This window comes from Rhodoferax sp., assembly GCF_028688795.1.
Classification (GTDB): Bacteria; Pseudomonadota; Gammaproteobacteria; order Burkholderiales; family Burkholderiaceae_C; genus Rhodoferax.
In genome coordinates this window covers 1-11,108 of the sequence record NZ_JAQTXM010000056.1, presented here as the reverse complement: position 1 = coordinate 11,108, position 11,108 = coordinate 1, and the positions used below count along the sequence as shown (strand labels likewise).

9 protein-coding genes and 1 pseudogene are annotated in these 11,108 nt (G+C 54.9%); 5 read left to right on the top strand and 5 right to left on the bottom strand.

The annotated features are described in order from the left end of the window. Positions 1-229 precede the first annotated feature (229 nt). From PHQ58_RS22195 to PHQ58_RS22180, 4 genes and pseudogenes are all read right to left on the bottom strand, one after another. A complete protein-coding gene (locus PHQ58_RS22195) occupies positions 230-517 on the bottom strand; it encodes a Fis family transcriptional regulator (RefSeq protein WP_300115789.1) in 288 nt (95 codons plus the stop codon). Continuing rightward, a complete protein-coding gene (locus PHQ58_RS22190) occupies positions 518-2,743 on the bottom strand; it encodes a S8 family peptidase (protein WP_300115787.1) in 2,226 nt (741 codons plus the stop codon). Positions 2,744-2,746: 3 nt separating this feature from the next. After that, positions 2,747-3,913, bottom strand: coding sequence for an ATP-binding protein (locus PHQ58_RS22185; RefSeq protein ID WP_300115785.1), 1,167 nt, complete (start codon positions 3,911-3,913; stop codon positions 2,747-2,749). A gap of 106 nt (positions 3,914-4,019) precedes the next feature. Further along, a pseudogene (locus PHQ58_RS22180) lies at positions 4,020-4,136 on the bottom strand (RtcB family protein); the annotation flags it as partial. 36 nt (positions 4,137-4,172) lie between these two features. On the opposite strand from PHQ58_RS22180, the gene PHQ58_RS22175 reads away from it, so the two are divergent. After that, the gene (locus PHQ58_RS22175; RefSeq protein WP_300115783.1) at positions 4,173-4,913 is read left to right on the top strand and encodes a hypothetical protein; all 741 of its coding nucleotides are present in this window, start codon (positions 4,173-4,175) and stop codon (positions 4,911-4,913) included. A 183-nt stretch (positions 4,914-5,096) separates the two neighbouring features. Here PHQ58_RS22175 and PHQ58_RS23725 read toward each other — a convergent pair whose 3' ends face one another. Beyond that, a complete protein-coding gene (locus PHQ58_RS23725; RefSeq protein ID WP_367187363.1) occupies positions 5,097-5,390 on the bottom strand; it encodes a topoisomerase DNA-binding C4 zinc finger domain-containing protein in 294 nt (97 codons plus the stop codon). Here PHQ58_RS23725 and PHQ58_RS22170 point away from each other — a divergent pair. From PHQ58_RS22170 to PHQ58_RS22155, 4 genes are read left to right on the top strand one after another with little or no spacing between them, the layout of a single operon-like run. After that, positions 5,328-6,140 carry a TolC family protein gene (locus tag PHQ58_RS22170; protein WP_300115781.1) on the top strand — a complete coding sequence of 271 codons (813 nt, stop codon included), beginning with the start codon at positions 5,328-5,330 and terminating at the stop codon, positions 6,138-6,140. The genes PHQ58_RS23725 and PHQ58_RS22170 overlap by 63 nt on opposite strands. Then, a complete protein-coding gene (locus PHQ58_RS22165) occupies positions 6,137-6,670 on the top strand; it encodes a hypothetical protein (RefSeq protein ID WP_300115780.1) in 534 nt (177 codons plus the stop codon). The genes PHQ58_RS22170 and PHQ58_RS22165 overlap by 4 nt, the downstream gene beginning before the upstream one ends. Positions 6,671-6,691: 21 nt before the next feature. After that, positions 6,692-7,846 carry an HlyD family efflux transporter periplasmic adaptor subunit gene (locus tag PHQ58_RS22160; RefSeq protein ID WP_300115779.1) on the top strand — a complete coding sequence of 385 codons (1,155 nt, stop codon included), beginning with the start codon at positions 6,692-6,694 and terminating at the stop codon, positions 7,844-7,846. 1 nt (position 7,847) lies between these two features. Continuing rightward, positions 7,848-10,967, top strand: coding sequence for an efflux RND transporter permease subunit (locus PHQ58_RS22155; RefSeq protein ID WP_300115777.1), 3,120 nt, complete (start codon positions 7,848-7,850; stop codon positions 10,965-10,967). The last annotated feature ends 141 nt before the right edge of the window (positions 10,968-11,108 follow it).

Here is an 11,108-nt window from a genome sequence, read left to right as displayed (position 1 = left end):
ACCCGGTGTGCGCCAGCCGCGTCCGGCGGCGGATCAGGCCAGCGGTGCCGAATAAGCCCCTGTCACCATCCAATGAAAAACCCGCAAAGGCGAAACGCCGTTGCGGGTTTGGGAATGTCTGGTGGTGGAAAAGGGTCCTGGGTTCAAATCCATTCTCCAACATCGTTGGGCAAGTGTAGCGCGTTTGTCCCTGTTTTTGGCGATTGTCCTTTTCACATTGTGGCAACCATCAGACTGGCGTCAACTCAAGTTTGATGCGTTGACCAAGAGCCGCTGCCGCACCCGCCAAGGTTGTCAAAGTAAGGCTGGTATCGTTTTCGTCCAGCAAACGGTTGAGCGAGGCGCGACTAGTCGGCATCTTCTTCGCCATCGCAGTCTTGGTGCTCTTTTGAGCCGTCATCTCTTGTTCAATCTGCCATGCAATCACCCTTTTAACCGCCACCGCAGTCGCTTCTTCAAGCATGCCCTCATCTGCCAGGAAGTCATCGAAATCGCTACCGATGTTTTTATTTTTCATTTACGTCCTAAGTGGAATCGACACCTTGGGCTCGATGGCTTTCAAGACACTATGCGAGCTTAGGATGTCGTCGTAAAGATTGGTATTTTTGGGTGCGATGACTGTCAGCACCAGCGCGTAACGCACCAATTCCGCTCCTGCATTGGGAGTAGCGCCGCCTTCCCTGGCGTTGTAATGAATGTCAAAGGTCGAACCCTCCAAGCTGCTACCACGAAAGGTATGGCATGCATCCAACACCGTCTCCCATTTGCCCAGATCGTCACGCTGCTCCTGTTCCGTACGAAACTCGGTGCTGGAGAAGAATGACTTGGGTGCAGGCTCCTTCCCGGGCTTCTTTTTTCCGGCATGAGGGCGAAAGGTGACGCTGAGTCCAGCTTTGGTGTAGGCCCCCGTGTCCTGAACATCGACCGGACTGGCGTAGCAGAACGTGGCATGCAACTGCACATTGCCCTGCAATTGGACTGGCGGCAGTGGCACCGGAGCCCGAAGAAATTTACCTGGGCGGAGGACGCCTTGGTAAATAATGCGAGCAACGCCATCGCCGCACATGATGATGTCATTGAGGTCTTGTGGCACCCGTCCCCACCCAATGTCCAACGGATTCGCCGACGCTTCCAGCTCCGGCGACTCAACTGCGTGAACGATGAGCGCTTTGACCGTAAGTGGAACAACCGCTTCGCCCAGCACCGCTCGTATGCCAACTGCTGTACGCAGTACATAAGGCGCTGCAAAACTAGTCCCCATGGTTGCGGACAATTCCGGGCGTACGCCGGCAACAGCCACATGAAAATACTCTTTGGGCGATCCACCAAACGCCATAACATCTGGCTTTCTCCTTCCAGGGTTACGACCAGGCCCTCTGGCACTGTAAGGAGCACGCGACCAGTTTTTACCCGTAAGATTAGACGCGCCTACCGACAGCGCATTGACACAATCGGCGGGCACCTGCACCCGATTGAATCCCAGCGCTTGATCCCGCTCCCCATTGTTTCCAACTGCTACCGTCAGCAATGTTTCACCATCACTCAACAGCGAGTCAATGACGGCGGTCCAAGCATGGACATCGTCGTCTTCAATGGAACGGTCTGGCCCAAGACTGAGATTCATGAACTGGTATTGGCGCGACAACAAAACTTCTTCCACATGCCCTAGCGTACGGTAGAGCTCGTAGGGATCCTCTCCATCGGAGAGTTGATCAAGAACGCGGTAATGGTCAACGTAGGAAAATGGACGCTGCGCCTCTTCGCCGGGTTCGACCGGCCCAAACAGAAGGGCCGATGTGACGCCAAGGCCATGATCCAGATAGCTCGCAACATCCGCTGCCGAGTCATCCGATTTGAAATAGTTGCTCAAATAGGGATTCAGCACATGCTGTGGTGGCAATCCACCGTCCAACACAGCCACAGATGGTTCATTGGACAAGGGCTGATTCACCGGCAGCTTGAAGCCGACCGAAATGGGCGATCCTCTGGTGAGCGGACGAACGCTGCGCAACATGGGCATTGGCCGAATCACACGCATAAGTGTGAATTGAGAGAGAGCCTCCAGTCCGGAGACTTTCCCCTCAACGGGAACAAACAAGAGTCCGCCGACCTGAAACTCGTATTTGGAAGCCACGGAAAAACCGCATTGTCGACAGTAGGAGGTAAAACTTCGGCGCAATGCCTCAGCTGGTGTATCTGGGATCAAATGCAGGCCAACTTCGTAAACCCCCTGCCCATCCTTGGACTCCAAAGCCTTGATCCGGTCCGCGCTTGTCATCAAACCTAGCGCCTCGATTTCCGAGAGTTCTAGACCCTCCTTGAAACCGGTCTCCAACTGCTGCGCATATGCAGGAAATCGTGCGAATGACTCCCGCGATCCAGCAACAAATATCTGCGTGGTTTCCCGCTGCTCCACGATTTTCTTGCGAGTGTCCTTCCTTGGGCTCACTCTGACAGTTCGGCTACCGACGGCGATCAGTCCAGCGCCACGTAACAAGCCCGTCGGGAAAAACGATTTGGCAATGTATGCCGGGTGCAGAGTCATTTTGGCCACCGCAAGGCCACCTGGGCATGCCAGCGCCGGTAGGTCTCGCACCTGTACTGCCATGGCTTGAATCTGCGGAATCAGCTCCGCTTTGGCCTCGGCCAAAGAGTATGGGTGTACCTTGGAGCCGCCCGACTTCGGTGGCGGAATCTCGTAGGTGAGAACCTCTCCACGTCCGATGATAAATCGATTGGCCATACTTCAAACTCCCTTTCTGGGTCCACGTCCTTTGATAGGGGATGGGCCAGCGTACTTTCGGATCGTATCGCGAGATACCCCAGTCAACGACATGATTTTGTTGTGTGACAGGGAACCTGAACGGGCCAACTCAACGGCCAACTGTTGTCTTGAAGGTTTGTCTAGGTTAGGTGCTCCTTTAGTAGCCATATCAATGACAGCCTGTGCAGGATTGGAGTTTTCCAGCACCGTATGGCGACGTAACGCGTTGATCGAACGCTCAACGTCGGACAGAGACATCCCGTGAACCGAAGATGTCAGCAAATCGACCCAACTCTCAAAAGCATTAAGATCCGCGCCTAAAAATCGCCTGACTGCTGCAGCCAGCACTGCCGTTTGTGGCGCATCAAACGTCAACACTGCATCAAAGCGACGCCACAAAGCGGGGTCTATCAGCTCTGGATGATTAGTCGCCGCCAAGAGCAAGCCCGAGTCTGGCCATGCGTCCACTTCCTGCAGAATGGCTGTGACCAGTCGTTTCAACTCCCCAACATCCGACTCATCACTGCGACGCTTGGCAATGGCATCAATCTCATCAAGCAGCAATACCGCCTGGTTCTGCTTGGCATGGTCAAAGACAGCGCGCAGGTTGCTGCCGGTTTTACCAAGCAGACTACTCATAACGGTGGTCAAGTCCAGCACCCACAAAGGCTTGCCAAGCTGGTTGGCAATCCAGCGTGCGGAAAGTGTTTTGCCAACGCCTGGTGGTCCGACCAAAATTGCAGATCGGGTAGGCTTGATGCCGTGAGCGGCAAGGCGGTCCCGCTCCTGTCGCTCACGCACCAGAGATTGAATCTGCACGAACAAAACATCAGGCAGCAGTGGCGCAGGCATGCCATCAAGATCATCAAAGACCCGGATTAGGGACTGTCGGGAATCCGCATCAACCGGCATGGTTGATGGTTCAGGCATGACCATTCCCCGCCTAAGCACGGCTGGACCGTGTGCTCGCGTGCGTGATGCTTTGAGCGTCAAATCAAGCTGCGACGCCAACGACGGGCGAACTACCCGGTACTTGCGGATCAGTTTGGCCAGCAGAAGCCGAACGTCCTCATCAGCGCCCTGCGAAGACAATCTAGCCAAATTGACTAAATCAATCTCAAGTTCTGCAATTTCGTCAATTATTTCCAAGATGCCTCATATAAAAGAAGGTAAATTTCAAATTTAATTGACTAATTATATGGCGACTTACAGGAGTTGATCGGATTAAGATACGATTTTTTGCATCACCATCGAATCAGCCTTTCACACAAACGACTTGCTTGAGCGTGTGCAGAATCTCAGTCAGGTCAGCCTGATTGGCCATGACCTGATCGATGTCCTTGTAGGCACCCGGAATCTCGTCAATCACATCCTTGCCCAAAACCCGGCAACAACTCCAGTCGCTGGCATGGGAATTGGTGTGGTCAGTGCCATCGGATTGATGCGCGCACGTGAGCTGACAAACGGCTGTGCCAACCGATTCTTGATGCTTTGGGCTGAGCGGGATAAAGTCGTTCCGTTTCCCAAAGCAACGCCACAGGACTCTGTGGACGCATTGGCGGTCCGAATGCTCGGAGTCCTGGATTTTGTCCAAGCCGAACGTGTCACGGAACGCGATCACATGCGGATCGAACTGACCACACAGGCGCAAGGCATTTATTCGCAGTTGTATCGCGGGGAGCTGATTGACGACAGCGCTAGTGAGCGCGTCACTGCGTTACTGGAACGTCGCGCGCCGATGTTGCTGCGATTGGCCATGATTTTTGCCTTATGCGACCTGCAAACTCAGATTGACGTGCAACACATCCAGGCAGCCATGGGATGGATTCGCCATGGTGTCGAGTCGGCCAAATTTGTGTTCGACAAAGCCACCGACGCAGCAGACTCGGATCGAACCAATGCGGCGGTCAAGAGAATTGTGGATTTTCTGCGGGTTAAAGGGACGACAACCCGGTGGCAAATCACCAAAGAGTGTTTTCAGGGACATGCATCAAAGGCCACCATTGATGCGGCCATCGAAAGGCTGCTGCTGGCCTCGCCACCTCAAATCACGATTCAGCCCGAACCGCGCATTCGGTGTGCGCGTGGGCGTCAAACCAACATCTATGCTTTGTCGGTCGGCAGACCAGTTTACGCAGTCGAAAAATAGACATCAATCGCCAGCGCGCGAAATACTTCGCATTCTTCGCAACAGCTGCGAAGAATTATTCAGATGCAACCTGTTGAATTGAAAGGGAAATTAATTCTTCGCACACTTCGCAGCAAATATCAGAACTACATGGCAACGCTCGGTTGCCTGGCGATAAGCAATCTAGACGCGCGGTTGAGCAGCTCAACTGATGGATACGACACCCCGGCATTTTGGAAATGCGGTACAGCCCCAAAAGGCACCGCCAGCATTGGAGCCCTGTTTGGCAATTCGCTTAACCATGGTGCCACCACACCTTGGACAAGGTGGCTCTTTGCTCGTGACAGAGGCTGTTGACGTTGCAGCGGGAGTCATCTTGTTGTTTTGTCCTGATGTCCTTGCGACACGAGCACGCTCCACCATTTTTGCCAGCGCATGGCCATCAATCAAATCAATATTGCGCCCTTCGGCAAATGCTTTTGCATCGGCCGTGAAGATGCCAGTAGTGACTACGAAGCCATGAGTCGCTTCAATGCTGGAGAATTGGCACGTACCGATGCCAATTTGGCCCAGAACGAACGTTTTTTGGCAGAAGGTGAACTGCTTGAGGCAAAGTCTGTATTACTCCAAGCAGAACAGACCTATCGGTTGCTCACTGGCGCAAATGCACCTGTCAGTTTGACAGAGGAAACCGTCGCCACCTTATCGATCTCAGATTCAATGCACCCACAACTGGCAGCAGCGCAGGCAGTTGAACAACTGGCGCAAGCCCGACTGGGTGTAGCTGAAAAAACGCGCCGAGACGCACCCGAACTAGCGTTGCGCGTCGTGCGAGATCGAGGTGACTTCAATACACCTTATGCCAACTCTTTCGGGGTCAAACTGACGATTCCTTTTTCGTCAGATGCACGAGTCCGCCAAGAACGCTCAGCGGCGCTGGTCGAGGTCACTCAAGCTCAGGCGGAGACTGTGCAGGTCAAGCAACGCATAGAGCTCGATGAAGTCCGCGCACGTCAAGGTGTAGAGCTTGCGCAGCTGCAATTGCTTAAAGCACAAGAACGTCTGAAGGTAGCTTCAGACAGTCTGACCTTAGCTGAAAAGGCTTTTTCTTTAGGTGAATCGGATTTGGCAACTTTATTGCGGGCACGCCTTAGCGCCTTCGAGGCTGAAGCATTTGTAAACAGGCAGAAGTTAGCCTGTTCACTGAGCGTATCGCGTTTGAATCAATCTTTGGGAGTTTTGCCTTGAAGCGTTTATTGATATTGGCTGTGGCCATTGCATTCCCTTATTTGGCCTGGGCACATGGCGGTGAGGATCATGGCGATGCAACCGCACCATTGCCAACGACCTCCAATGCAGTTCGCATGTCATCGACTTCTGATCAGTTTGAACTGGTCGGCGTGCTCGACGGTAAGGTCTTAACCATCTATCTTGATCAATTCGGAACCAATTTCCCCGTCACCAAAGCTCAAATTGAACTTGAAAGCGCAGGCTGGAAGGGGAATGCCAACGAAGTGGCTCCTGCGGTTTACGTTGTTTCATCTGAGGCACTGGCTCAGCCCGGTAAGCACCCTATCGCGATCACGGTGCAGGCAGGCGATACGACGGACTTGATGGATGCGATTTTGGAAGTGGGTTTGGTTAAAGCGGGAGCAATTGGCCTGGAGCACACCCAATATCCAAGGGAGTGGGGCCTGTGGTCAGGTGCCGCTGCGCTATTTCTGGCCGGTACTGGACTGGTTTTCATCCGCCGGCGCAAACAGCGTCGTCAGCATTGACTCCTGAATCGAAAGACTTGAATGAAGAAAATCAATACGGGCAAGCTCGCAGCACTTGTCGTGACAACCCTGATGGGTCTCTCCAACACTTGGGCTCACGGCGATGAAGACCACAGCCAAGACGCAAAGGCAACCAATGCTGCAGCGCCAAATGCGGCAACTGGCGCAGTGACGGGACAAGCTACCGCATCGCAACGCCTGCCTGACGGGAGCCTGTTTGTACCTAAAACGGCGCAACGTCAGCTTGGTATTCGAACGGTATTGGGCGAAATCAAAGACCTGTCTGCCACCGTTGAACTCAATGGCCGTGTCATTGCCGATCCAAATGCGAGTGGACGCGTGCAGGCCAGTCAGCCAGGCAGAGTCGAATCAGGCCCCAAAGGCCTTCCGACCCTGGGACAAAAGGTAATCAAGGGCCAGGTGCTGCTCTGGTTACGGCCCACGGTGGGCAGTGTGGAACGTGGCAATCAGCGCGCAGCCTTGGCCGACATTGATGCTCAGTTGGCGATTGCAGAACGCAAGGTGGCGCGTTACGCCCAGCTTGAAGGCTCAATTCCACAAAAAGAGATCGATTCATCCAAATTTGAGTTGGGTGCATTGAAGCAACGCCGTGCTGCATTGGGTACGGGCTTGAGTGATGCTGAATCCTTGACTGCGCCAGTGTCAGGGGTCATCAGTGCCACCAACGTCGTCAATGGCCAGGTGGTTGAAGCCCGCGAGGTCTTGTTTGACATTGTTGACCCGGCACGGCTGGCGGTCGAAGCGTTGGCTTATGACGCCGCGCTCATCGATGGCATTGCGTCAGCCAGCGCATCATTGGGCGGTCAGGCCATTGATTTGCAGTATCTGGGGGGCGGAAAGCAGCTTCGGGAGCAGGCCTTGCCTTTGTTGTTTCGTGTCAAAACCCCAAATACCCCCGTGGCGGTGGGCCAGACGGTCAAAGTCATCGCCAAAACATCGCACCTGGTCAAAGCTGTCGCAATTCCCGTAGCCGCATTGGCACGCAACAGCGCAGGTGAGACAGTCGTCTGGGTGCACATCGGGCCTGAACGGTTTGCCCAGCGCCGGGTTAGCGCACAGCCACTTGATGCCAGCACCGTGGCTGTAACAACCGGCATCGCAAGCGGCGACAGGGTAGTCAGCCAAGGAGCCAACCTGTTGGCACAGGTGCGCTGACATGTTTGATTTCATCATCCATACCAGCCTGAAACAGCGGCTGATTGTGCTGGGCATTGCATTGCTGTTGGTGGTCTACGGTATTTTTACTGTGCAGAAAATGCCGGTAGACGTGTTCCCTGACCTCAACAAGCCCACCGTGACGTTGATGACCGAGGTGGGCGGCATGGCACCTGAAGAGGTGGAGCAGTTGGTCACAGCACCGGTAGAGTCCAGCATGAACGGCATGCCTGGTGTGAGCCGCGTGCGCTCGGTGTCCGGTGTAGGTCTGTCAATTGTGTATGTCGAATTTGACTGGGGCTCCGACATTTACCGCAACCGCCAACAGGTGAGTGAGCGACTCAACCTGGTGCGTGAGCAGTTGCCCCCAGGGGTAGTGCCCCAACTTGGCCCCATTTCGTCCATCATGGGCGAAATCTTGCTGATTGCCTTACCAGCCGACCCTGCCAAGGTGAGCCCGATGCAAGTGCGTGAATACGCTGACTGGGTCATGCGGCCACGGCTGTTGAACATTCCCGGCATTGCCCAGGTTATTGCCATTGGGGGTGAAGTCAAGCAGTACCGTGTCGAGATCAACCCGGCGCAATTGAAAGCGCTTGGTGTCGAGCGGGAAAAGCTGGAGACGGCGTTGAAAGACTTTGGTGCCAATACCAGCGGCGGGTTTCTTGAGGCACAAGGGCGCGAGTATCTGATTCGTCAGATTGGCCGCACCACACGCATTGAAGATTTACAAAACCTGGTGATCACGGTCAAAAACGGTCAGTCGATTCTCCTCAGACAAGTGGCCCAGGTCAAGCTAGCACCAGCCATCAAACGGGGTGATGCTGGCTACAGTGGCAAGCCCGCTGTGATTTTGTCTGTGCAAAAGCAACCCAGCGCAGACAGTGTGACCCTCACGCGGGCGGTTGAAAAAGCCATGGTCGAACTCTCCAAGGGGTTGCCTGCAGGCATGGATGCCCCGCAGTTTTTGTTCAAACAGGCCGACTTCATTGAGCATTCGGTGAGCAATGTGGAAGAGGCCTTGCGTGACGGGGCGATCTTTGTCGCGGTGATCCTGTTTTTGTTCTTGCTCAATGTGCGCACGACGCTGATCTCACTCACGGCCATTCCTGTGTCACTGCTGGTGACGGCACTGGTGTTTCACTACATGGGTCTGTCCATCAACACCATGACCCTGGGTGGCTTGGCGATTGCCATTGGCGAGCTGGTGGACGATGCCGTGGTGGGCGTGGAAAACGTGTTGCGGCGGCTCAAGCTCAACAGTGCATTGGCCGTGCCCCGGCCAGTGGCTGAAGTTATCGCCAAGGCCACGTTGGAGGTGCGCTCTGCCATCGTTTACGCCACCTTGATCATCGTGCTGGTATTTGTGCCGCTGTTTGTGTTGCCAGGCATTGAGGGGCGGTTGTTCACCCCATTGGGCATTGCCTACATCGTCTCGATTTTGGCCAGCATGATTGTATCGGTGACGGTGACTCCGGTGATGGCGTTTTACCTGTTACCACAGATGAAGCAGTTGGGCCATGGCGACAGCCCGCTGGTGATCAAACTCAAACGCTGGGATGCCAAGCTGCTGCACTGGTCGTTTGACCGGGCCCGGATTTTGCTGCTGGGCGCGTTGCTGGCCGTGATCGTGGCGCTGGCCAGCGTGCCTTTCTTTGCGCGCGCCTTTTTGCCACCGTTCAATGAGGGCACACTGACGGTCAACATTCTGCTCAACCCCGGCACCTCACTGGCAGAGTCCAACCGCATCGGCATGCTGGCCGAACAGCTGGTGGCGGGCGTGCCCGAGGTGACCAAGGTCGGGCGACGTACCGGGCGCGCCGAGCTGGACGAACATGCCGAAGGGGTGCATTACACAGAGATGGATGTGGATTTGAAGGCCTCCGAGCGCGCCCGTGAGGCCATCATCAACGACCTGCGAACACGTTTGGCTGTGTTGCCAGCGGCCAGCAATGTGGGCCAACCCATCTCGCACCGGCTTGACCACCTGCTCTCGGGTGTGCGGGCGCAAATTGCGCTCAAAATTTATGGCGACGACCTCGACACCCTGCGCGGCCTTGCCGGTGACCTGCGCGAACGGCTTGCAAAAATCCCTGGTGTCACCGATTTGCAGATTGAAAAGCAGGTGCTGATTCCCCAAATCAAGATTCGTATTGATTACGAACAAGCGGCACGTTACGGTGTGGCGCCGGGCACTTTGTTGCGTTCGCTGGAGCAAATGATTGAGGGAGAACGAGTGACCCAGGTGGTGGAAGGCAACCGCCGTTTTGACCTGGTCGTGAAATTGCCGGAAGGTGGGCGTAGCTTGCAAGAGTTGCCCAATTTATTGATCGAGACCCCGGGTGGCCACGTGCCGCTGTCGCAGCTGGCCTCCATCGAAGACAGTGATGGCCCCAACCAGGTCAGCCGGGAAAACGGCCGTCGGCGCATCGTAATCTCGGCCAATACCGATGGCTCGGACATGTCCAAAGTGATTGACTCCATTCGAGGTGAACTGGCTGGCAAACCTTTGCCAGAAGGCTACTTCACGTCGCTGGAAGGACAGTTTCAGGCGCAGGAACAAGCGGCGCGTCTGATTGGCATCCTGGCGTTGATTTCGCTCACCATGATCTTTTTGGTGCTGTACAGCCGCTACCGCTCCATGGTTCTCACCGCCATCATCATGGGCAATATCCCATTGGCCCTAGTTGGCAGTGTGATTGCACTGTGGGTTTCTGGGCAACCATTGTCGGTGGCGGCACTGGTGGGCTTCATCACACTGACTGGTATTGCAACCCGCAACGGCATTCTGAAAATCAGCCACTACATCAACCTATGCGCCTTCGAGGGTGAAAAGTTCAGCCAGCACATGATCGTGCGTGGCTCACTGGAGCGACTGACCCCAGTGCTGATGACCGCCCTGGTGGCTGCGTTTGCCCTGATACCGCTGCTGGTGTCGGCCGATGCGCCAGGTAAAGAGGTGCTGCATCCGGTTGCCGTGGTGATCTTTGGTGGGCTGATCAGCTCGACCTTGCTGGACAGCTTGCTCACACCGTTGATGTTCTGGCTGTGGGGCGAAAAACTTCCCGATAAACAAGGAATGAAATGGAACTCGACCTCCGTCGTTTTCAATTGTGGCTGACAAGCGAACTAAAGTTTGAGTATGACCGATCTAGTTCATCAGATTTCAATACAAGGAAAAGCGCCAACCTGCGAATTGATGAATTGCGAATGGCACAAAAAGTGCTCGATGATTTTTTGAAACTCCATCCATCCCCCTAGG

Bases quoted from the DNA above. Each gene is read 5' to 3' on its own strand.
- PHQ58_RS22195 (WP_300115789.1), bottom strand. From the start codon at position 517: ATGAAAAATAAAAACATCGGTAGCGATTTCGATGACTTCCTGGCAGAT.
- PHQ58_RS22190 (WP_300115787.1), bottom strand. From the start codon at position 2,743: ATGGCCAATCGATTTATCATCGGACGTGGAGAGGTTCTCACCTACGAG.
- PHQ58_RS22160 (WP_300115779.1), top strand. From the start codon at position 6,692: ATGAAGAAAATCAATACGGGCAAGCTCGCAGCACTTGTCGTGACAACC.
- PHQ58_RS22175 (WP_300115783.1), top strand. From the start codon at position 4,173: ATGGGAATTGGTGTGGTCAGTGCCATCGGATTGATGCGCGCACGTGAG.
- PHQ58_RS22155 (WP_300115777.1), top strand. From the start codon at position 7,848: ATGTTTGATTTCATCATCCATACCAGCCTGAAACAGCGGCTGATTGTG.
- PHQ58_RS22170 (WP_300115781.1), top strand. From the start codon at position 5,328: ATGGCCATCAATCAAATCAATATTGCGCCCTTCGGCAAATGCTTTTGC.